Source organism: Streptomyces goshikiensis (assembly GCF_014650555.1).
Classification (GTDB): domain Bacteria; phylum Actinomycetota; class Actinomycetes; order Streptomycetales; family Streptomycetaceae; genus Streptomyces; species Streptomyces goshikiensis.
The window spans coordinates 605,837-627,142 of the sequence record NZ_BMVE01000002.1 but is presented as its reverse complement, the minus strand read 5'-3'; the positions used below and the strand labels follow the sequence as shown (position 1 = coordinate 627,142).

At 73.7% G+C, this 21,306-nt stretch carries 17 protein-coding genes; 7 read left to right on the top strand and 10 right to left on the bottom strand.

Annotation, left to right across the window (positions count from 1 at the left end; genetic code table 11):
- Window positions 1–24: 24 nt before the first annotated feature.
- On the bottom strand, window positions 25–1,407 hold the full coding sequence (locus tag IE248_RS08050) for an NAD(P)/FAD-dependent oxidoreductase (RefSeq protein ID WP_073796852.1): 1,383 nt from the start codon (window positions 1,405–1,407) through the stop codon (window positions 25–27).
- 128 nt (window positions 1,408–1,535) lie between these two features.
- Window positions 1,536–2,525 carry an NAD(P)/FAD-dependent oxidoreductase gene (locus IE248_RS08045; RefSeq protein WP_073797029.1) on the bottom strand — a complete coding sequence of 330 codons (990 nt, stop codon included), beginning with the start codon at window positions 2,523–2,525 and terminating at the stop codon, window positions 1,536–1,538.
- Between the two features lie 66 nt (window positions 2,526–2,591).
- Here IE248_RS08045 and IE248_RS08040 point away from each other — a divergent pair, with 66 nt between their 5' ends.
- Both IE248_RS08040 and IE248_RS08035 read left to right on the top strand, forming a co-directional pair.
- Window positions 2,592–3,263, top strand: coding sequence for a helix-turn-helix domain-containing protein (locus IE248_RS08040; RefSeq protein ID WP_190030272.1), 672 nt, complete (start codon window positions 2,592–2,594; stop codon window positions 3,261–3,263).
- Entirely contained in the window at window positions 3,263–3,784 is a 522-nt protein-coding gene (locus tag IE248_RS08035; protein WP_229895176.1) for a nucleotide triphosphate diphosphatase NUDT15, read from the top strand. The genes IE248_RS08040 and IE248_RS08035 overlap by 1 nt, the downstream gene beginning before the upstream one ends.
- Before the next feature lie 12 nt (window positions 3,785–3,796).
- Here the strand turns inward: IE248_RS08035 and IE248_RS08030 are convergent, their stop codons facing one another.
- The 3 genes from IE248_RS08030 to IE248_RS08020 all read right to left on the bottom strand — a co-directional run bounded on the left by IE248_RS08030 (window position 3,797) and on the right by IE248_RS08020 (window position 8,405).
- A complete protein-coding gene (locus IE248_RS08030; protein WP_229895175.1) occupies window positions 3,797–5,890 on the bottom strand; it encodes an MDR family MFS transporter in 2,094 nt (697 codons plus the stop codon).
- A 36-nt stretch (window positions 5,891–5,926) separates the two neighbouring features.
- Complete coding sequence (locus tag IE248_RS08025) at window positions 5,927–7,276, bottom strand: 6-phospho-beta-glucosidase (RefSeq protein ID WP_190030271.1); 1,350 nt, start codon at window positions 7,274–7,276, stop codon at window positions 5,927–5,929.
- A 139-nt stretch (window positions 7,277–7,415) separates the two neighbouring features.
- Window positions 7,416–8,405 carry an MmyB family transcriptional regulator gene (locus tag IE248_RS08020; RefSeq protein WP_229895174.1) on the bottom strand — a complete coding sequence of 330 codons (990 nt, stop codon included), beginning with the start codon at window positions 8,403–8,405 and terminating at the stop codon, window positions 7,416–7,418.
- A 218-nt stretch (window positions 8,406–8,623) separates the two neighbouring features.
- On the opposite strand from IE248_RS08020, the gene IE248_RS08015 reads away from it, so the two are divergent.
- From IE248_RS08015 to IE248_RS08005, 3 genes are all read left to right on the top strand, one after another.
- Window positions 8,624–9,289, top strand: coding sequence for a helix-turn-helix domain-containing protein (locus IE248_RS08015; protein ID WP_008743839.1), 666 nt, complete (start codon window positions 8,624–8,626; stop codon window positions 9,287–9,289).
- 67 nt (window positions 9,290–9,356) lie between these two features.
- The gene (locus IE248_RS08010; RefSeq protein WP_073796856.1) at window positions 9,357–9,914 is read left to right on the top strand and encodes a toxin-antitoxin system, toxin component; all 558 of its coding nucleotides are present in this window, start codon (window positions 9,357–9,359) and stop codon (window positions 9,912–9,914) included.
- Window positions 9,911–11,143, top strand: a complete 1,233-nt coding sequence (locus IE248_RS08005) for an MAB_1171c family putative transporter (RefSeq protein WP_037798504.1) — start codon at window positions 9,911–9,913, stop codon at window positions 11,141–11,143. Before IE248_RS08010 ends, IE248_RS08005 begins: the two co-directional genes overlap by 4 nt.
- Here IE248_RS08005 and IE248_RS08000 read toward each other — a convergent pair.
- Both IE248_RS08000 and IE248_RS07995 read right to left on the bottom strand, forming a co-directional pair.
- Window positions 11,065–11,841 carry a bestrophin-like domain gene (locus IE248_RS08000; RefSeq protein ID WP_037798501.1) on the bottom strand — a complete coding sequence of 259 codons (777 nt, stop codon included), beginning with the start codon at window positions 11,839–11,841 and terminating at the stop codon, window positions 11,065–11,067. The two genes, IE248_RS08005 and IE248_RS08000, sit on opposite strands and share 79 nt — an antisense overlap.
- Before the next feature lie 37 nt (window positions 11,842–11,878).
- Window positions 11,879–12,469, bottom strand: coding sequence for a hypothetical protein (locus IE248_RS07995; protein WP_190030270.1), 591 nt, complete (start codon window positions 12,467–12,469; stop codon window positions 11,879–11,881).
- Between the two features lie 139 nt (window positions 12,470–12,608).
- Between IE248_RS07995 and IE248_RS07990 the strand changes: the two genes are divergently transcribed.
- Window positions 12,609–13,799, top strand: a complete 1,191-nt coding sequence (locus IE248_RS07990) for a cytochrome P450 (protein WP_190030269.1) — start codon at window positions 12,609–12,611, stop codon at window positions 13,797–13,799.
- A 107-nt stretch (window positions 13,800–13,906) separates the two neighbouring features.
- Here the strand turns inward: IE248_RS07990 and IE248_RS07985 are convergent, their stop codons facing one another.
- A complete protein-coding gene (locus tag IE248_RS07985) occupies window positions 13,907–15,349 on the bottom strand; it encodes a glyceraldehyde-3-phosphate dehydrogenase (protein WP_037798496.1) in 1,443 nt (480 codons plus the stop codon).
- 221 nt (window positions 15,350–15,570) lie between these two features.
- On the opposite strand from IE248_RS07985, the gene IE248_RS07980 reads away from it, so the two are divergent.
- Complete coding sequence (locus IE248_RS07980; protein ID WP_190030268.1) at window positions 15,571–17,142, top strand: YfcC family protein; 1,572 nt, start codon at window positions 15,571–15,573, stop codon at window positions 17,140–17,142.
- Between the two features lie 88 nt (window positions 17,143–17,230).
- Here IE248_RS07980 and metG read toward each other — a convergent pair whose 3' ends face one another.
- Both metG and IE248_RS07970 read right to left on the bottom strand, forming a co-directional pair.
- Window positions 17,231–18,946 (bottom strand): methionine--tRNA ligase, encoded by a 1,716-nt coding sequence (metG, locus tag IE248_RS07975; RefSeq protein WP_037798495.1) that lies wholly within the window; start codon window positions 18,944–18,946, stop codon window positions 17,231–17,233.
- 197 nt (window positions 18,947–19,143) lie between these two features.
- Complete coding sequence (locus IE248_RS07970) at window positions 19,144–21,267, bottom strand: hypothetical protein (protein ID WP_229895173.1); 2,124 nt, start codon at window positions 21,265–21,267, stop codon at window positions 19,144–19,146.
- Window positions 21,268–21,306 lie beyond the last annotated feature (39 nt).

The following is a 21,306-nucleotide window of genomic DNA, read 5'->3' as shown; positions in this document are numbered from 1 at the left end:
CCGGCAACCGGCAACCGGCCGTGCTCAGCCCGCCGTCAGCTTCTCCCACTCCTCCCGCTCCGGGCCCACCGCGTTCGGCTCGTAGTCCGGCCGCGCGGCCAGCCAGCGCGCCACCCGGGCCCTGACCTGCGGATCCGCGTACGCCCGCGCCGGCGGGTCGGCCAGGTGCCGGACCCGGGCCCGCGCCCGCATCACCTCCGGGTCCTCCAGCGCGCACTCGAAGAGAGCGGCCACCTCGCGCGCCGTCCCCGCCCGCCCGGCGCGGGTGGCGAAGCGCTCGCCGATGGCCCCGTCGGCGACGACCTGGTAGTCGAACCAGGGCTTCAGGGTGCGCACCGCCCAGTCGTGGTACTCGGCGGCGAACCGCGCCGACCCCGGGTCGTTCCCCGCCGTACGGGCCACCCTGCGCGCGGCCCAGAGCGCGAGCGAGGTGCCCTGGCCCAGCGTCGGGTTGGTGTGGGCGATGGCGTCCCCCACGGGCACCAGCCCCGTCACGACCGGGCCCCGCTCGTCGACCAGGGAGCTCCAGCGGTTGTCGAGGCTCGCGGTGGCCATGACGTCGGACAGTGGTTCGGCGTCCAGCGCCAGCCAGGCCGCGCCGGGCGGGAAGGTCCGGGCGGCGGCCTCGAACACGGCCGGGTGGCGCAGTGCGGAGCGGGTGGTGTCCTCCGTGTGCACGAACAGGGTCACCGCGAACACCCGGTTGTCCGCCGGGAAGACCGCGCAGCCGGCGAAGGCACCGCCGGTGACCGTCCACGGCCGGCGCGGGCCCTCCGTCAGCCCGGCCGGCAGCCGGTACCAGCGGCAGAAGTAGGCGAGTCCCGTCCGGTGCCGCTCCACGACGGGCGGCCGGCAGCCCGCCGCGGTCAGCCAGCGCTCGACGCCGCCGCGCCGGCCGCCCGCGTCCACGACGAGGTCGCCCTGGTGGGCGCCGGACGGGGTGGTCACCCCGGTCACCCGGACGCCGGGGGCGGTGGTGAGCCCGGTGACCGGCTCCCCGTACCGCGTGACCACCCCCGGTTCGCCGCGCAGGGCGGTGGCCAGCGCGCTCTCCAGGACGATCCGCCGCGCCTGGAGCATGACGAGGTCCTCGTCGCCGGGGCGCGCGGGCGGCCGTACGTCGAACCAGTCCAGCTCGTGCCGCTCGCGGGCCCCGAGCCGGAGCATCTCCGCGTGGACGTCGGGCAGGTCGTCGCGCAGCACGTTGCGCGCGGCGCCGAGCAGCGCGTGGGGCTGGGTGGCCTGCGGTACGGCCGGGCGGCGCCAGCCGAAGAAGTCGCGGTCCAGGGCGGTGCCGGGGGCGCGGGTGTCCCGCTCGAAGAGTTCGGCGGTGTGTCCCCGGCGGGCCGCGAGGAGCGCGGTGGCCAGGCCTCCGACTCCTCCGCCGACAACCAGCACATGTGCCATTGCGCCCCCTTGAGCCGACGAGCCGCGCCGTACGACGATCACACCGCTCAGAGCCTGCACGGGCGCGGCCCGGCCGAAACCCGCACACCCGTCCGAGGGCAGGGCTCCCAGGGGCTCCCAGGGGCCTCCTAGACCGCCCGCCCCCCGGCGCGGTGCGCTTCGAGCGCGCTCAGCGTCTCCGCCGCGACCAGGTCGGTGTTGATCGCCACCGCCGCGTGCACGCCCTGGGCAGCCGCGCCGGCCAGCTGCTCCAGCGGGGCCGTCACATTGCCCGCCGCCCACACCCCGGCGAGGGCGGTGGCGCCCGTCGCCGGATCGGAATCCACACAGGTGCCGATCACCTGGCCCTCCCGCACCAGGTCGGTGGTGGGCAGGCCGAGGCCGGTCAGCACCCCGGAGCGGGCGGTGAAGCGGGGGGCCACGACCAGCGCCCGGCACCCGGCGCTCGCACCGCCGGCGAGGGTGACCCCGGTGAGCCGGTCCTCGGCGACCGTCAGGCCGGTGACCTCGCCCTCCACCACCTCGACGCCCCGGGCGGCCAGCAGCTCCCGGTCCTCGTCGGTGGGGTGCCAGGTGTGAGCCAGCAAGGTGACGTGTGCGCTCCACTGCCGCCAGAGCTGCGCCTGATGCACCGACATGGGCCCGGTGGCCAGCACGGCGATCGGCTCGTCCCGGACCTCCCAGCCGTGGCAGTACGGACAGTGCAGTACGTCCCGCCCCCAGCGCGCCGCCAGGCCGGGCAGGGCGGGGAGCTCGTCCACCAGACCGGTGGCGACCAGCAGCCGCCCCGCCCGGACGGTGGAGGCGTCCCCGCAGCGGACCAGGAAGCCGCCGCCCGGCAGCCGGTCGGCGGCGATGGCCGTACCGGCCGCCCCGGACCGGATCTCGGCGCCGTACCCGGCCACCTCCGCCCGCCCCCGGGCCAGCAGGTCGGCGGGGCTCGCGCCGTCGTGGCCGAGGTAGCCGTGCAGGTGCGCGGCGGGGGCGTTGCGGGGGCTGCCGGAGTCGAGCACCAGCACCGAGCGGCGGGCCCGGGCCAGGGTCAGCGCCCCGGCCAGCCCGGCGGCTCCGCCGCCCACGACCACTACGTCGAAGTACCTCGTCATCGCGTTGTCCATGGTCCCGAGGGTGTGCCGGAAGGGCGCCACTTGACAAATGGACTTGCCGAACCGGCAAATGGAGTCATGGCCACCCCCGAGCAGGACGAAGAGCTGGCGGACGTACTCTCCGCCGTGGGCCCGCGGCTGCGCGCGTTGCGCCAGCAGCGTGGCACGACACTGGCGCAGCTCGGCGAGATCACCGGAATCTCGCTTTCCACCCTGTCCCGGCTGGAGTCCGGGCAGCGCCGCCCGACGCTGGAGCTGCTGCTTCCGCTCGCGAAGGCGCACCGGGTGGCGCTCGACGAGCTCGTCGGCGCGCCGGAGACGGGCGATCCCAGGATCCGGCCGCGGCCCTTCGTCCGGCACGGCAGCACGTACGTGCCGCTGACCCGGCACTTCGGCGGGGTGCACGCCTTCAAGACGATCATGCCGCCCGTGGTCGGCTCGGCGCCGCTGCCCGAGCTGCGGGTGCACGAGGGCTACGAGTGGCTGTACGTGCTGTCCGGGCGGGTACGGCTGCTGCTGGGCGAGCACGACCTGGTGCTCAGCGCCGGGGAGGTGGCCGAGTTCGACACGCGGACCCCGCACGCGTTCTTCAACCCGGGACCCCGGACGGCGGAGTTCCTCAGCCTGTTCGGGCCGCAGGGCGAGCGGATCCACGTACGGGCGAGGCCCCGCGGCGGCGCCGCCGACACCCCGGAGACTGCCGCGGCCTCCGCATCGCCCCTGCCCGACTCCTCCACCGAAGGACCCTGATGACCAGCAGCGCCGACGACCACTCCCACGACCACCCCGGCCGTCCCGCCGTGCGCGCCGTGCGCGCCGTCCCGCAGCCGAACGCCGTGGTCGGCGTCGGGCTGATCGTGGTCGGCGCGGACGGCCGGATCCTGCTCGGCCAGGCCCACGACGGCCGCTGGGAGCTGCCCGGCGGCAAGGTGGACCCCGGGGAGGGCTTCGAGCAGGCCGCGGCCCGCGAGCTGACCGAGGAGACGGACCTCCGGGTGGCGCCGGAGGCCGTCGAGGTCTTCACCGTCCAGCTCGCCCCGGACTCCGACGCGGTGACCCGGCTGACGGCGGGCGCGGTCACCCACGCCGCGGAGGGCCTGCCGGCCGTCACCGAGCCGCACAAGATCGCGCGGTGGGAGTGGTTCGGCCCGGCCGGACTCCCCACGGAGCTGTACGCCCCGTCGGCGGCGGTACTGCGCGCCTGGCGGCCGGGGCTGCCGGGCCTGCCGGAGGCGCCGTCGTACGACTACCGCACCGACGGCACGGCCTGACCCGCGCCGGCTCTAGGACCGCGGGGCCGGGGCGTTGGCGAAGTGGCCCTCGCGGAGGTCTTCCGCCAGGAGGCGTTTCGCGATCGCGTCGGCCGCCACCCGCAGTTCCGCGCCGCTCGGGCGGCCCCGGTCCTTCTCCAGCCTGTCCCCCAGCCACCTCGCCCACGCCCGCGAGATGACCCCCGCCTCCCGCTGCCCCGCCGCGGTGAGCGCCACGTAACCGTTCTGCCAGGTCAGGTACCCCTCCTCCGCCATCCGGTCGAACACCGGCAGCAGTACCTCCGGCGGCACCGAGCGGCGCGCGGCGATCGTTCCGAGGCTCGCGTGCCCGACCGTCCGGACCAGCTGGTCGACCTGCATCACCGCCCACGCGCCGCCGATGTCCAGCCGGGTGTCCGAGCCGTTCACGATCGCGCGCGCCTCTTGCGGCCCCATGTTGCGTACGAGCTTGCCCACCGCCAGTTCCAGCAGCTTCGCCGAGTCCGCCGAGGTGGTGGCCGGCGAGGTGAAGCCGTCGATGTCCGTCGACCCGGCGCGCGCGCTGTCGCGCAGCTTGACCTGCTTGAGGAACAGCCCGACGACGAAGCCGAACAGCGCCACCGGCACGGTCCAGAGGAACACCGTGTGCAGCGCGTCCGCGTACGCGTCGACGATCGGTCCCGCCGCCTCCGGGGGGAGCCTGTGCACCCCGTCCGGGCTCGACGCCGCCTTCGCCAGCAGCGCCGGGTCCTGTCCGGTGCGCCGCGCCGCCTCCGCCACGCCCGACTTCAGCGCGGGCCCCAGGCTGTTGGCGTAGATCGTCCCGAACACCGCGGTCCCGAAGGCGCTGCCGAGCGTACGGAAGAAGGTGACCCCGGAGGTGGCCGTGCCGAGGTCGGCGTAGTCCACGGTGTTCTGCACGGCGATGGTCAGCACCTGCATGGACAGGCCGATGCCCGTGCCCAGCACGAACATGTACAGCGACTCCAGCCACACGCTCGTCCCCGGCCGCATCGTCGACAGCAGGAACAGGCCGGCGGCCATGACCGCGCAGCCCACGATGGGGAAGATCCGGTACCGGCCGGTCCTGCTGGTGACGGTGCCGCTGAACACCGAGGCGATCAGCAGCCCGAAGACCAGCGGCAGGGTCCGCACGCCCGAGACGGTGGCCGAATCCCCGTCCACGTACTGGAGGTAGGTCGGCAGGAAGGTCATCGCGCCGAGCATCGCGAACCCGACGACGAAGCTCAGGACGGAGCAGACGCCGAAGACCGGGGTCCCGAAGAGCCGCATCGGCAGCATCGGCTGCTCGGCCCGCGTCTCGACCAGGCAGAACAGCGCCAGCGCGAGCACTCCGGCCGCGAACAGGCCGATGATCACCGGCGAGCCCCAGGCGTACTCGTTGCCGCCCCAGCTGGTGGCCAGGATCAGCGCGCTGGCGCCGATCGCGACCATGGTGATGCCCAGGTAGTCGATGACCGGTTTGCCCTCGGCCCGCACCGCCGGGATGGTCCGGGCGGCCGCGATGACGACGAGGATGGCGATGGGGACGTTGACGTAGAAGCACCAGCGCCAGGTCAGCTGGTCGGTGAACAGTCCGCCCAGCAGCGGCCCGATCACGGTGGCCACGCCGAAGACGGCGCCGATCATGCCCTGGTACTTGCCGCGTTCGCGCAGCGGCACCACGTCGGCGATCAGCGCCATCGCGGTGACCATCAAACCGCCGGCGCCGATGCCCTGTACGCCGCGCCACACGATGAGGAAGGTCATGTTGGGGGACAGCCCGCACAGGAACGAGCCGCTGATGAAGACGATCGCCGAGATCTGGAAGATCAGTTTCCGGCCGAAGAGGTCACCGAACTTGCCCACCAGCGCAGTCGAAACGGTCTCGGCGAGCAGGTAGGAGGTCACCACCCACGACATGTGGTCGCCGCCGCCGAGGTCCGCCACGATCGTGGGCAGCGCGGTGCCCACGATCGTCTGGTCGAGCGCCGCGAGCAGCACGCCCAGCATGATCGTGCCGAAGATGACGTTGCGCCGCCGTCGGTCGATCACGGGTGGCGCAGGGGCTTCCGCGGTCGCTGTGGTCACACCTGGCACTCTCACAGCGCCCCCGCGGCCCCGCATGCCGCGCGGGACCGTACGAGTGACCCGTGGCCGCGATCAGCGCAGGTAGGCGAGGCCCGGGTGGTCGGCGGCGTACGCGTCGAGGAGCCGCCGGGCCACGGCGACCGAGTCGACCAGCGGGTGCAGCGCGAAGGCCTTGACGGCGTCCGCGCGGGATCCGCTCGCCGCGGCCGCGAGGACCTCCCGCTCGACCGCCTTGACGGAGGTCACCAGCCCGACCGCGTGCAGCGGGAGCGGAGCGACCCCCACCGGGTGCGCGCCGTTGGCGTCGACCAGGCACGGCACCTCGATCACCGCCTCCGCGTCGAGCACGGACAGGGTCGGGCCGTTGCGGACGTTGAGGATCAGGGTGGCCCGCTCGTCGCGGGCGATGGCCCGCATCAGCGCGAGGGCGACCTGCTCGTAGCCGCCGGGCTCCAGGTCGCTCTCCTCGCGTGCGCCGACGCCCGCCACCTCGCGGTTCTCGGCCATGTACGTGGCTTCGCGCTCGGCCCGGGTCCGGTCCCAGGCGGCCAGCGCCGCCCCGGCGGGATGCCCCGGCCGGCCGGCCTCGGCGTAGAAGCCGCGCTGCTGTTCGCGCAGGAAGGCGCCGCGGGTCTGCTTGACCTCCTGGTACGCCCGTACGGTGTCGCGGTTGAAGTAGTAGTAGTGCAGGTACTCGTTCGGGATGGCGCCCAGCGACCGCAGCCAGTCCGCCCCGAAGAGCCGCCCCTCCTCGAAGGACTCCAGCGCCACCGGGTCGGCCAGCAGCCGGGGCAGCAGGTCGCGGCCGCCGACGCGCAGCCCGCGCAGCCAGCCCAGGTGGTTGAGGCCGACGTAGTCGATCCAGGCCTCCTCGGGGCGGGCGCCGAGCAGCCGGGCGACGCGCCGCCCGAGCCCGACCGGCGAGTCGCAGATCCCGATCACCCGGTCGCCCAGTTCCCCGGCCATCGCCTCGGTGACCAGCCCGGCCGGATTCGTGAAGTTGATGACCCACGCCTCGGGTGCGACGCGCGCGACGGTCCGGGCGATCGCCCGGGCGACGGGTACGGTCCGCAGGCCGTAGGCGATGCCCCCGGCGCCGACCGTCTCCTGGCCCAGCACCCCCTCGGCCAGGGCGATGCGCTCGTCCGCGGCGCGCCCTTCCAGGCCACCGACGCGGATGGCGGAGAAGACGAAGTCGGCCCCGCGCACGGCCTCGTCGAGGTCGGTGGTGGCCGTGACGGCCGGGGCGTCCGCGACGCCGTCGGCCTGGTCGGCGAGCACCCGGGCCATGGTGGTGAGGCGGCCGGGATCCTCGTCGTAGAGCGTCACATGCGACACCCGGCCCTCGGCCCGGTCGCCGAGCAGCGCTCCGTAGACGAGCGGTACCCGGAATCCGCCCCCGCCGAGGATGGTCAGCCGCACGCCCCTACCGCCCTTTCACCAGTGCCACGATCGGCGTCACGATCCGCGACGCCGACCGGTGCCACGATCCGCGACAGCCGCCCCTCGGCGGCCGGCCCGGGCGGCACCTTCCCTCAGGGCCCCAGTGTCCCCCGCCGGGTCACTCCCCCAGCGGCGGCACGGCGCGCAGCCGGCCCTGCGGCCGGTTCTCGATGCCGGCCCCGCCGTGTACCGGTCCGGCCGGTAGGCCCTGCGGCGCCGAGAGGATCAGGGTGACCCGGGTGAGCCCCATGCCCTCCAGCATGCGGCTGGATTCGGCCACCATCCGGCAGCGCACCAGACCCCAGCGCGGGTCGGGGTGGCGGACGCTGCGCACCGCCCCGTCCTGCTCCGCGGCCTCGGACCCGTGGGTGGTCAGCCAGTGCGGCACGCCGTAGCGGTAGGCCGCCTCCATGAACGGGTCGCGGGCCACCTCCTGGCGGATGCTGCGCAGGCCCTCGTCGTCCGGGGAGGCCGCGAGCGCGGTCGCGAACTGGGCCAGCAGCGGGACGCACCAGGCCGGTTCGTGGTCCTCCAGCACGGCTGCCGCGTCCGGGTGGAAGAGCACGAAGCGCAGGAAGTTGTCGTCCGGGAGGGCGGTCGGGTGCGGGCGCACCGTCTGGAAGAGCCGGTCGAACGCCGAGTTGGTGAGGGCGACGTCCCAGCGGTGGTCCACCAGGAAGCTCGGGTAGGGAACGGCTTCCATCAGGGCCGCGTAGTCGCACAGGTAGTCCCGCTGGGCGGGGTCCTCGGGCAGCCGGCTCTCCTCGGCCGCGCGCCAGGTCGGCGGGGGGTCGCGGTCGACCATGACGCGGAAGAGCCAGAAGCACTGCCGCTCGCTCATCTCCAACGCCTCGGCCAGGGCGAGCAGTTTGCGGTCCGTCCACTCCTTGACCAGGCCGCGTTCCCAGTTTCCGTAGGCGCGCACGCTGATGCGCAGGCGTGCGGCGACGTCTTCCTGGCTCAGCCCCAGCTCTTCGCGGCGCTGGCGCAAAATCTCCTTGCGTCGCTCCGACCGCACTGCGCCTCGTACGGACTCCTCGCCCGCCAGGCGTTCCTCACCGGCTTGGGCGAGGTCATCGGACGGGCCCACCGCTGCGAGATATGGCACCGAGAGCTCCCCCTCCTCACGGTCTGGATCTTCATTTCCGTGTGGCGATCCTGCTACCGACCTCATTCGAGTGTCAACTATTGTGGCAATTCAAGCCTCTTGACAGCTCATTCGCGCCACAGCTGTGGCAACTTCTGGCCCTCCGGATGCAGACCGGATAGATTCCATGGGCCGACCATGTGCCCGTACCGACCTCGCGCGATCTAGGAGAACCACTGGTGACAGACGGCTTCCCGGCTCCCGTCGCGGCGGCCAACGCGCCCCTGGCAGCCACCGTCACGCGCGTCGCCGAACTCGCGGGCAAGATGGGCCGCGATCTGAACCAGGTCTTCGACCTGCGACGGCTCTCCGACGCCTCCGGGGTCCCCACGGACGTGGTCAAAACCCTGCTGGACGGCCGCCCGGCCGGCGAACCCGATCTCCAGACCCGCTTCCTCCAGCGGCTCGACCTGCTGCGGCGCACCCGGGTCAAGCCCAACGGCCGCCGCTACACGCAGCAGGAGATCGCGGACGGCGCCGGCATGTCCCGGCAGCAGGCCGGCGCCCTGATCAACGGCGACCGCCGCCCCACCATGGAGCACTGCGACGCCATCCAGCGCTTCTTCGGAGTGCACGCGGGCTTCCTCACCGCCCACGACGCCGACGCCCTCACCGACGCCCTCCAGCGCACCGAGCAGCAGCTGCTCCAGGACTTCGCGGGGCGCGAGCGGCAAACCGCACCCGCCGCGCCCGCTTCGACAGGCGATCCACTGGCAAGACTCCTCCAGAACCACGGTGTACGGGGCATCGCCTGGCGCGCCGCCCAACTGCCCAGCGACAAGCACCGGGACAAGGTGACCGAATGGCTGGACATGCTCCTCGAAAGCGTAAAACCGAACGAATAGGGACCCAGTCGAAAGTCTGGGTCTGATCCTTGAATCCTGATCCGGATCCGCGCCGACGGGGAGAACGGTGAGCATAGGCAGAGCGCAGCGGCGGTTGTGCGGGGAGCTGGTGGCCGGCATCAAGCTGGCCGCCCCCGTGGAGCCAGTGGACCTCTACGCCGCCCTCTGCGAGGGCATGAGCAGACACCGCGGCCGCCGGGTGGACTTCCGGATGGCCGCGTTCCCACCCGGAACGGCCAGCGGTCTGTGGCTCGACATGGCGGACCGCGACCTCGTGGTCATCGAGGAGCGCACGGCACCGGACCACCAACTGGTCATCCTCGGCCACGAGCTGTGGCACATGAAGGCGGGCCACTGCAGCCACCACGTCGACGGCGCCGCCGTCGCCGCCCGGCTGCTCTCCGACGGGGCCGACCTCGGCGAGACGGTCCGCCGGGTCGCCGCGCGCACCCGCGCCGACGTCACGGAGGAGACCGAGGCCGAGTCCTTCGGCTTACTGCTGGGCAGCCGGTGCCGGAGCTGGCTGGCCGGATCCGCCGGCCATCGGGCCCCGGCCCAACGCGACCAGCTGGCCGGCCGGATCGAAACCTCACTCGGCTACCGGGGGCACAGGACCGAACGTTGAACGGACAGGACTACTACATCCCGGCGGCCGCGATGGCGGTGTCACTCGCGTGCAAGCTGCCGGCGCTCCGCAACAGCTGGCGCGATCCGCTCCAGCGTTCGGTGTGTGTCCTGCTCGTCCTCGCCACGGCGGTCTTCACGTTCGCCGCGCCGCCCACGATCCACGCCGTCAACCGCCTGACCGGGATCCCCAACGTCTCGGCCCCGCTCGTCTACTGCCTGATGACCCTGTTCAGCGCCTCCTGCCTGGTGCTGATCGTCAACTGGCGGGGCGGGCCGCCGGAGGAGACCCGGCGGACCTCCCGCCGCTGGATCCTCGGCTACTCCGCCGTCGCCGCCGTGCTCGTCGTCCTGTTCGTCCTCGGGGACGCCCCGCAGGAGCGGCTGCGCGACTTCGACACGTACTACGCGAACACCCCGTACATCCGGACCCTGATCGCCCTCTACCTGCTGGCCCACAGCGTCGCGGCGCTGACGATGTCGGCGATGTGCTGGCGCTGGTCCCTCCAGGTGCACGGCTGGCTGCGCATCGGTCTGATGATCATCGTGTGCGGGTACGGGTTCAGCCTCGCCTACGACGCCACCAAGTTCACCGCGGTCTTCGCCCGCTGGACCGGGAACGACCTGGACGACCTGAGCACCTTCGTCGCCCCGCCGCTCGCCTCGGCGGGCGCGCTCGTCAGCGCCGTCGGCTTCGTGCTCCCGCTGGTCTGCCAGCGGCTCTCGGACAGCTGGCAGACCTGGGCGACGTACCGCAGGCTCGGCGCGCTCTGGCAGGAGGTGCACGGGGCCGCGCCCGCCGTCGCGCCCGCCGTGCGGATGTCCTGGTGGACGCCGGCCGAGATCCGGGTGATCCAGCGGGAGTCGGACATCCACGACGGATTCCTGCACCTGGGCCCGTACTTCGACACGGACCACCGGGACACCGCCTACGGGCGCGCCCTCGCCGACGGCGCGGACGAGGAGACGGCCCGCGCGATCGCCGACGCCGCGATGGTCGCGGCCGCCGTGAAGGCGCGCTCCGCGGACCCGGAGGGCGAGGCGATCGAGGCCGGCGAGGGCGGCGAGGCGCCGGACACCGCCGCCGGGGCGCGCGATCTCGTCCGGATCTCCCACGCGCTGCGGCATTCGCCGCTGGTGGCGGCGGTGCGTCAGCGGGCGGCGGTCACCGTGACCGCCGGGAACAGTTCCTCGAACGGCCCCGCCGAATCGATTCCGTTCCGGCCGTAGGGTGCGTCGAAGCTCCACACCATGAACAGCAGGAACACGATCAGCGCGCTGAACAGACCGGCGAGCAGCAGCTCACGGCCGGAGCGGCGGATCTGCAAGGTGAAGATCAGCCCCACGGTCACCACCCCTCCCACCAGCAGCCCCACCCACACCACGCTCGGCAGGGTGGACTCCGAGCTCTGCGTCCGCGAGTGCCGGGCGTCGTCGGCGACGGCGATGTGGTCCAGCAGCGGCTGGTAGGCCTGGGCCTGGATCTCGCTGGTGGGGCTCTGGTGGGTGACGTCGGTGCGCAGCTTGGACAGCAGCACGCCGCCTTCGGCGGAGGCGGCCTCCCCCGCGGTCAGCCGCGGCCAGTCCACGTTGACGGTGTGGGAGACGTAGGCGCTCACCTCGTCCCGCATCCGGTCGCGGACGGGGGCCGGGTAGACGTCGGCGCGCTGGGTGACCTCGTACAGCGCCTGGGCCTCGCGGCGCACGTCGTCCTCGGCGGTGCCGCGCGCCTCCCAGACTCCGGCGATGGCGAGGCCCAGCACGATCGCGTAGACCACGCCGACCATCATCGTCATGTACTCGATGACGTCGGGCGTTTCGCTGGTGTCCTCGTCTTCGGCGACGCGGCGGTGCCGGATCGCGGTGAAGGTGAGGACGAGGGCGCAGACGAGCGCCATGGCGATGGCCAGGACCAGCCATTGGGACACGAGGGTTCTCCCGTTTGTGGATCGGTGGTGTGCGGCGTCAGCGCCGGCTCTTGCCGCGGGGGCGGAGCGCGGCGGCCGCGAGGACGGCCGGGGTGGTGACGACGGTCATGAGCATCACGGTGGACAGACCGCCCGGGCCGCGCCGCTCCAGGGCCGTCGCGTGGTACGGGCGCACGTGGAACCGCGCCACCCCGGCGACGGCCGGCGCGGGCGGGGCGGTGACCTCCGCGGCCTCCGCCCGGGGTTCCGCCGCGGGTGCCGGTGCCTTCGCGTCGCGCGGCCGGGCGGGCACGGCCGCGCGCCCGGGGTGGTGGACGGTCGGCCGCTCGGCGGCGGGGACGGTCACCCGTACCGGAGGCCGGGCGGGGGGCGGCGGCCCGGCGGGCCGCGCGGAGGGCGCCGGCGGCGGTACGGGCGCCGGCGGCGGGGTCGGCACGCAGGCGTCGGCGGGGGCCGTGCCGGGACGGGCCGCGCCGGCGAACGCACCGCCGCCGGCGAAGGCGACGCCGCCGGTAGTGCCACCGGCCGCGTCGCCGTACCCCTCGCCCGCGACCGCCACCTGGGCCTGGAGCGGGCAGAGCGCCGCCACCAGGCCCGCCCCGGCGAGGTACTGCCAAGCGGTCGCCACACGTCCTCCCGTTTCCGCCGCAGATGGTGGGGTTACGTCTGAAGAAACGATCACGGCATCCCTTCGATACGCGTCAGACAGGTCAAGATCCCTGGTCCGAGGGGTCACTTTCGGCCACCGGTGGCGCTAGGTTGCCGGGATGGAGGAGTGGGAGCGCTGGGAGCGGCGGGTGCAGACGGCCGCGCATCCCGTGGCGTACCGGCTGATGCGGGCGGTCGCGGCGCGCGGCCCGGTGGTGCGGGTGCCCCGGGTCGGGGTGGTGGTGAGCGACGCCCGGGTGGCCCGGGAGGTGCTCCTGGACACCGGGGCGTACACGAAGACCGGGCCGGGGGCGGCGGCCGGGCTGTGGACCCCGGTGCTGGGCCCGCGCACGCTGATCACCCTGGAGGGCGCCGAGCACGCGGAGCTGCGCCGGCGGCTGGGCGGCCTGTTCACACCGGGATACGTGGCGACGGTGTGCGAGCGGGTGCTGCGCGCCCCGCTCGCGGACCTGGAGCGGCGGCTGGCGGCGGGCGCGGAGGTGGACCTCGTACGGGTCGTCCGGGACGGGGCCGCCGGGGTGATCCGCGAGCTGGTCGGGATGCCGCCCGGCGGGGCCGGTTTCGCCGAGGCCTCTGCGGCGGTGTCGGCCGTACGGCTGTGGCGGACGACGCTGACCGGGCGTCAGACGGAGCGGGCCCGGGCGGCGCTGGCCCGGCTCACCGAGGCGGCGGTGGCCGCGTACCGGGCCGGGGACGAGTCCACGGCGGCGGGGCGGCTGCGCGCGTTGGGGCTGGACGAGGCGGAGGCGCGGGGCGCGGTCGGGCTGTTCCTGCTGACCGGCACGGAGACGCTGGTCTCCTTCGTGCCGCGGCTGGTGGCGCTGGCCCATGACACGGGGCGCGGGCCGGACGGGATCACGGACGCGCTGGTGGAGGAGGCGCTGCGGGTGACGTCACCGACGCCGGTGATGCTGCGCAGCGCGGCCCGGGCGGGCCGGATCGAGGGTGTCCGGGTGGCGGCCGGGGAGCGGGTGGTGATCGCCACGCTGCTGTGCGCGCGGGCGTACGGGCCGTTCGCGCCGGATCGGGACGCGGCGGAAACGGCCGGGCTGCGCCGGCTCTGGTTCGGGGCGGGGCCGCACTTCTGTCTGGGGATGCCGCTGGCGATGGCGGAGGTCCGGGCGGTGGTCGGGGCGCTGCGGGGCTTCCCGGAGCTGTCGATAGCCGGGCGGCGTCCGGCGCGCGGGGTGCTGGTCCCCTCGTACGCGCGGCTGCCGGTGCGCGCCCGCGCCGGGGGCGTTCCCGGTGACCGGGAACGGGCCCGGGAACCGGACCGGCGCCGCCGGTGACGGGCGGCGGCGGGCTGGCGGCCGGGTCCCGTAGGGGACCGGTCGCCGCCCACCGCCGGCCCGCCCGCCGGGGCGCCGGGTCGGTCGGACGTGCGGGGCGCGCTGGATCAGATGGCGGCCGGGTAGGTCGGGTACTCCACGCCGGAGACGTGCTGGACGACCCGGATGACCTGGCAGGAGTAGCCGAACTCGTTGTCGTACCAGAGGTAGAGGATGGCGTTGTCGCCGTCGACCTTGGTGGCGCCGGCGTCGACGATCGAGGCGTGCCGCGAGCCGACGAAGTCCATGGAGACGGCGTCGGGGGCGGTCGTGAAGTCGATCTGGCGCTTCAGCGGCGAGTGCAGCGAGACCTCGCGGAGGTAGTCGAGGACCTCCTCGCGGGTGGTCTCGCGGCCCAGGCGCAGGCTGAGGATGGCGATCGAGACGTCCGGGACGGGGACGCGGATCGAGCTGCCGGTGATGGGCGCCTTGAGGTCGGGGAGCGCCTTGGCGACCGCGGAGGCGGCACCGGTCTCCGTGATGACCATGTTCAGCGGCGCGCTGCGGCCACGGCGGTCGGCCTTGTGGTAGTTGTCCAGCAGGTTCTGGTCGTTCGTGAACGAGTGGACGGTCTCGACGTGCCCGCGCAGGACGCCGTACTCGTCGTCCATGGCCTTCAGCGGCGGGACGATCGCGTTGGTGGTGCAGGAGGCGCAGGACAGGATCCGCTCGTCCGGCTTGATCGTGTCGTGGTTGACGCCGTGCACGATGTTCGGGACGTCGCCCTTGCCGGGAGCGGTCAGGACGACCTTGTCGATGCCCGGACGCAGGTGCGTCGACAGGCCCTCGCGGTCGCGCCACTTGCCGGTGTTGTCGATGAGGATGGCGTCGTTGATGCCGTACGCCGTGTAGTCGATCTCCGACGGGTCGTTCGCGTAGATCACCTTGATGGCGTTGCCGTTGGCGATGATCGTGCTCGTCGCCTCGTCCACGGTGATGGTGCCCTGGAACTGGCCGTGGATGGAGTCGCGCCGCAGCAGCGAGGCGCGCTTGACGAGGTCCGCCTCGCCACCGCCGCGCACGACGATGGCGCGCAGCCGCAGTCCGTTGCCGGAGCCGGCCTTCTCGATGAGCAGGCGGGCGACGAGGCGGCCGATGCGGCCGAAGCCGTAGAGGACGACGTCGCGGGGCTTGCACCGCTCGATCTTGTTCTCACCCGTGGCGCCGGAGACGGCCTCCGCGGTGAACTCCGCGACCGACAGACCGCGGTCGTCGGTCTTGTACTCGGCGGCCAGCATGCCCAGGTCGATCTGGGAAGGGCCGAGGTCCAGTGCGGTCAGCGCCTCCAGGAACGGCAGCGTCTCGGTGACCGAGAGCTCACCGCCGGGCATCTGCCGGGCGAACCGGTGGGTCTTGAGAATGCTGACCACCGACTTGTTCACCAAGGAGCGGCTGTGCAGCAGGACGGTGACGTCCCGCTCGCGGTGCAGCTTCCCGATGATCGGGATCATCGACTCCGCGATCTCTTCGCGGTTCTTCCAGTTGGTGAACGAGTCCTCGTTGACAGTCACAGGTTTATCTTTCGAGCTAGGCGGCGCTCATATGCTAACCCCACCGTACTTTGATCCTTCACGCGGTCCGCCCCAGCACGACGCCCGGCGCATTTGCCCAGCTCAGCCGCGCCCTTCACCCGCACGGCTCATCCCCCACGGCGCCCGCCTCCCCCCGGTCCCATGCTCGAAGCAGCGAACCGCAAGCCGCCGGCCGGGTCGGCCCGGGAGGAGACAAGGTCATGACGAGTCCGCCGGGCCCGCCCGCCGCGCCCCCGGCGGCGCCCGTGCCTCCCGTGCCCGGGGAGGGCGAGCCGGCCCCCGCGGCGAGGAAGTTCGCCTTCCCGAGCGCGCTGACGATCCTCGCCCTGGTCACGGTGGCGGTCTGGCTGCTGGCCTTCCTCGTCCCGGCCGGCGAGTACGACCGCGACGCGGACGGCGCGCCCGTCGCCGGCACCTACCACCGGGTCCCCGGCAGCCGGAGCTTCACCGAGCGCCTGAACGACCTCTTCCTCGCCCCCGTCAACGGCCTGTACGGCATCCGGGACCCCGCCACCCAGGAGGTCGGCCCGACCTTCACCGGAGCCCTGTACGGCAGCGCGGGCGTCTTCCTCTTCGTCCTCGCCATCGGCGCGTTCATCACCGTCGTCTTCGCCACCGGCGCCCTCGACCGGGGGATCGCCCTCCTGGCGCACCGGCTCCGCGACCGGGGCGCGCTGCTGATCGCCGCCGTGATGCTGGTCTTCTCCGTCCTCGGGACGGTGGAGGGCTTCGCGGAGGAGACTCTCGGCTTCTACGGCCTGCTGGTGCCGATGATGCTGGCCCTCGGCTACGACCGGCTCGTCGCCGCCGGCACCGCCATCCTCGGTGCGGGCATCGGCGTGCTGTGCTCGACGGTGAACCCCTTCGCCACCGGTGTGGCCTCCTCGGCCGCCGGCATCTCCCTCGGCGACGGCATCGCGCTGCGCGCGGCGATGTGGGTGGTGCTCACCCCCGTCACGATCCTCTACGTCACCCGGTACGCGCGCCGCGTCGAGAAGGACCCGGCGAAGTCCCTGTGCGGGTTCCTGCCCGGCGACCGGGAGCAGAAGGCGACCGGCGCCGACGTGGTGGAACCGGAACTGACCCGCCTGCACAAGACGGTGCTGGTGGTGCTCGTCCTGGTCTTCGGGTTCATGATCTTCTCGGTGGTGCCCTGGGCGGGCGCGCTCACCGGCCGGGCGGACGCGGCCGCGTACTCCTGGGAACTGGACTGGTCGTTTCCGGAGCTGTCGGCGCTGTTCATGTGCGCGTCCGTGCTGGTGGGCCTGGTGGCGCGGATGGGCGAGGCGAAGCTGAGTTCCACGATCATCCAGGGCGCCGCCGACTTCATCTCGCCGGCCCTCGTCATCATGCTGGCCCGCGGGGTCACGGTGATCATGAACAACTCGAAGATCACCGACACCATCCTCCACTCGATCGAGGGCGTGGTCGCGGGCACCTCGTCCGGGGTCTTCGCGGTGATGGTGTTCCTGGTCAACCTGCCGCTGGCGTTCCTGATCCCCTCGACCTCCGGGCACGCCACCCTCGCCATGCCCATCCTGGCCCCGCTGGCGGACTTCGCCGGGGTCTCGCGCGCGCTGGTGGTGACGGCCTGGCAGGCGGCGAGCGGCTGGATGAACCTCTGGGTACCGACCACCGCCGTCACCATCGGCGGCGTGGCCCTCGCCAAGGTCGGCTACGACAAGTACCTGCGCTTCGTCTGGCCGTTGCTCGCGATCCTCGCCGTGCTGATCTGCGGCTTCCTGGTGGTGGGCGCGACGGTGGCTCCCTGACCGGGGGTACGGGGGTACGCCGGAGGGGCGCGACCCCGCGGGATCGCGCCCCTCCGTCCAGCTCTCTTCTGGGCCGTTCAGCCGGGCGTCAGCCCGCCTCGGAACCGCCGAAGCGCTCCCGGTACGACTCCAGGTCCTCTTCGGTGACCCGGGCGAACAGCACGGGCGGCACGGTGAACGGCGTGCCCGCCGGGACCGCGTCCAGCGACTTCGCCTGCTCGGGGGTGACCCACGTCGCCGTGTCGTCGGCGAGCGCGAAGGAGGAGCGCATGGCGCGCGCCGAGGCCGGGATGAACGGCTCCGAGACCACCGAGTAGAGGTGGATCAGGTTCATCGCGGTGCGCAGCGTGAGCGCCGCGCCCTCCAGGTCGGTCTTGACCTCCAGCCAGGGCGCCTTCTCGTCGAGGTAGGCGTTGCCGGCCGACCACAGCGCGCGCAGCGCGGCCGCGGCCTTGCGGTACTGGAGGGACTCCATGTGGCCCTCGTACTCGGCCAGCAGCTCCGCGATCTGCTCTCCGAGCCTGGCCTCGGCCTCGCCCGCGGGGCTGCCCGCCGGGACCTCGTCGCCGAACTTCTTGCGGGAGAAGGTCAGCACGCGGTTGACGAAGTTGCCGAGGGTGCCGCCGAGGTCCTTGTTGACCGTGGCGGCGAAGTGCTCCCACGTGAAGGAGGAGTCGTCGGACTCGGGCGCGTTGGCGATGAGGAAGTAGCGCCAGAAGTCGGCCGGCAGGGTCGCGAGGGCCTGGTCGGTGAAGACGCCGCGCTTCTGCGAGGTGGAGAACTTGCCGCCGTAGTACGTCAGCCAGTTGAAGGCCTTGACGTAGTCGACCTTCTTCCACGGCTCGCGGGTGCCGAGCTCGGTGGCCGGGAACATCACCGTGTGGAACGGGACGTTGTCCTTGGCCATGAACTGGGTGTAGCGCACGTCCTCGGCCTCGTACCACCAGGACTTGTAGTCGCGGTTCGCCGGGTCGGCGTCCGCCCACTCCTTGGTGGAGGCGATGTACTCGATCGGCGCGTCGAACCAGACGTAGAAGACCTTGCCCTCGGCGGCCAGTTCGGGCCAGGTGTCGGCCGGGACCGGCACGCCCCAGTCGAGGTCACGGGTGATGGCGCGGTCGTGCAGGCCCTCGGTCAGCCACTTGCGGGCGATCGAGGACGCCAGCTGCGGCCACTCCTCCTCGTGCTCCGCGACCCAGGCCTCCACCTCGACCTGGAGCTTGGACTGGAGGAGGAAGAGGTGCTTGGTCTCGCGGACCTCCAGCTCGGTGGAGCCGGAGATGGCCGAGCGCGGCTCGATCAGGTCCGTGGGGTCCAGGACGCGGGTGCAGTTCTCGCACTGGTCGCCGCGGGCCTTGTCGTAGCCGCAGTGCGGGCAGGTGCCCTCGACGTAGCGGTCCGGGAGGAAGCGGCCGTCGACCGGCGAGTAGACCTGCCGGATCGCGCGCTCCTCGATGAAGCCGTTCTCCTGGAGGCGGCGCGCGAAGTGCTGCGTGATCTCGGCGTTCTGCTGCGAGGAGCTGCGGCCGAAGTAGTCGAAGGACAGCTCGAAGCCGTCGTAGACCGCCTTCTGGGCGTCGTGCGCCTGCGCACAGAACTCGGCGACCGAGAGTCCGGCCTCCTTGGCGGCGAGTTCGGCGGGGGTGCCGTGCTCGTCGGTGGCGCAGATGTAGAGGACGTCGTGGCCGCGCTGGCGGAGGTACCGGGAGTACACATCCGCCGGAAGCATCGACCCGACCATGTTGCCCAGGTGCTTGATCCCGTTGATGTAGGGAAGCGCGCTGGTGATCAGGTGTCGAGCCATCCTCGGATGCTCCATTTCATATCTGCGGTATCACGTGGCCTGTCGGGCGATGATGCGGTTCATCGTATCGAACCGGCCAAAGGCCACGTCCCGCTTTTTCACTGGGTGGACATACGCGAAAGCGAGGGCAGTGACCTCTCCGTCACGGCCCTCGCAATGGGCCAATGCTACAGGTGGCGGGCGGTGACACCGACCCGTCAGTCCCGGCCCCCGCCGCCGCCGTCGAGCGCGGTGACGCGGCCGCCGCCCGCGAGCCGGCCGGTCAGCTCGACGGCGGCGGCCTCCGGTCCGGCCGGTGCGGCGAGGGTCCGGCCCCGCGCCTCGGCCCGGACCGCGCCGCTCGCGGTGATCCCCGTGACCTCGCGGCTGCCGGCGGCGAGCAGGTACCAGCGGCCGGCCGGCGACCGCCACCGGGTGCCCGCGAGCAGGTGCTGGCCGAACCGGCCGCAGGCCGCCGTGTCCGGGGCCCGCGCCACGTCCTGCGGCGGCCCGGCCGCGGGGCTGAGCCGGACCAGTACGTCGCCGGGCCCGGCCCAGGAGGAGGTCCGGGTACAGGACCAGACGGCCCGGCCGCCGCCGTCGGGCAGCTCCGAGGAGGCGAACTCCCAGATGTTGACGGCGCGCACGCCGCCGTCGCGCATGCCGCGCATCTCGGGCAGCCGGCAGGCGGTGGCGGCCCAGGCCGCCCGGGCGGCCGCTCCGGTGGCCTCGCGGGGCTGGCGCGCGGCGGCGGCGCCGGGACCGTCGGGCAGGGGGATGTAGGTGAGGTGGACGGGGGTCAGCGTGCCCAGGTCGGCGAGGACGAAGGAGTGCTTCTCCACGATGCGGGCGGAGGAGGTGACTTCGAGGGCGGGCCAGGCCGCGCAGGCACCGGCGCTGCGGGGCACCTCGACCGGGGCGGTGACCCCGTCGGCGGCGAGGGCCAGCGGCTTGGTGTCCTCCCCGGCCCGGAGCAGGTCGCGGGTGCCGGCGGCGGCGATCCAGGGGGCGAGGAGGTAGCGGGCCCGGCCGCCGTCGGGGCTGCGGACCAGGGTGAGCGCGGCGGCGGTGGTGACGCCGGCCTCGTCGGTACGGGCGAAGTCGAGCTCCCGCGCCCCGCGCCCGGTGACGGCCTCGGCGTACCGGACCACCCGGTCCCCGTCGAGGAGGAGCACCACGGCCCGCCCGTCGCTGTCCCCCGCGTACAGCAGCTGCGGCGCCCTGCGGGGCGGATCCGTGTCCACCCCCGGCGCGGCACGGACCACCACCCCGCCGCCGACGACCGCGACCGGCGCAACCCCCGGCCGCCCGCCCGAACCCAGCGACCCCGCGCCCGAGCCGGCCCGGCCCACGGCGGCCGGGATCAGGGCAGCCGAGCCCAAGGCAGCCCGGCCCGGGTCGGCAGCTCCCGGGGCGTCCCGGCCCACGGCGGGTGGGCCCGGGGTGGGTTGGGGTGGGGCGGGGGCGTGCGGCGGGCTCGCGCTGGACCAGGCGCCGAGGGCCCGGCCGAGGAGTGCGCGGTCGGTGGTGCGGCCGCCGCGGGCGGGCCAGGCGGTGAAGTCCACGCGGGCCGTGTCGGCCCAGGCCTGCGCCGGGACCCGTTCCAGCCGGGCCGGGTCCAGGACGCCGACGGCCACGGGCCGGGAAGCGTGGGGCCGGGCCGGGCCCACGACGGCGAGTGCCCCGGCGGCGACGGCGAGCGCGGCCGCCGCGGCCCACCCGGCCCGGACCCGGCGGCGCCGCCGGAGCAGGTCGGTGGGGCGGGTGCTGACCACGCTTGCGTCGAACTCCGGGCGCCGCAGCTCCCGCAGGAGCGTTTCACCGACCCCCAGGGCGAGGGCCCGCGCCATCGCGTCGGCCGGCGCGCCGGCCGCGCCGAGCAGCCGCGCGGCCGTCTCCTCGGGGAGCCCGTCCACGCGGTGCAGGACGAAGGCCGCCCGGACCGGCGCGGGCTCCCCCGCCAGCATCCGGGCGACTTCCTCGATGCCCCCGGCCGGCGGCCACAGCCGCAGCCCCCACACGAAGGGCGGGACCGGCGGCCAGCCCGCCCGGGCCAGCGCGGCACCGGTCCGCCCGGCGGGGGCGAGGCAGCCGCGCAGGACCCGTACCCGCACCTCGGCGAGCGCGCCGCCGGAGCCGTCGGGACCGCCCGGCCCGGCGGCCCCGCCCCGCCGCGGCAGCGCACGCTGCACCGCCCTGTGGGCCAGCAGCACCCGGCCGTGCCGCCCGAGGGAGTCGGGGAGGGTGAGGTAGGCGAGCCGTACGAGTCGGGGGTACTGCTCGACGAGGACCGCCTCGGCCTGTTCGACGGCGGTGGAGCGGAAGCGCGGTGATGTGCTCACGTATCCGACAAACGAGTGAATCGTGCGATGGTCACACGC

Excerpts from the sequence above, each read along its gene's own strand:
- metG (WP_037798495.1), bottom strand. The coding sequence starts at position 18,946 with ATGGCTCGACACCTGATCACCAGCGCGCTTCCCTACATCAACGGGATC.
- IE248_RS08030 (WP_229895175.1), bottom strand. The coding sequence starts at position 5,890 with ATGCGGGGCCGCGGGGGCGCTGTGAGAGTGCCAGGTGTGACCACAGCG.
- IE248_RS07990 (WP_190030269.1), top strand. The coding sequence starts at position 12,609 with ATGGAGGAGTGGGAGCGCTGGGAGCGGCGGGTGCAGACGGCCGCGCAT.
- IE248_RS07980 (WP_190030268.1), top strand. The coding sequence starts at position 15,571 with ATGACGAGTCCGCCGGGCCCGCCCGCCGCGCCCCCGGCGGCGCCCGTG.
- IE248_RS08045 (WP_073797029.1), bottom strand. The coding sequence starts at position 2,525 with ATGGACAACGCGATGACGAGGTACTTCGACGTAGTGGTCGTGGGCGGC.
- IE248_RS08050 (WP_073796852.1), bottom strand. The coding sequence starts at position 1,407 with ATGGCACATGTGCTGGTTGTCGGCGGAGGAGTCGGAGGCCTGGCCACC.
- IE248_RS08035 (WP_229895176.1), top strand. The coding sequence starts at position 3,263 with ATGACCAGCAGCGCCGACGACCACTCCCACGACCACCCCGGCCGTCCC.
- IE248_RS08040 (WP_190030272.1), top strand. The coding sequence starts at position 2,592 with ATGGCCACCCCCGAGCAGGACGAAGAGCTGGCGGACGTACTCTCCGCC.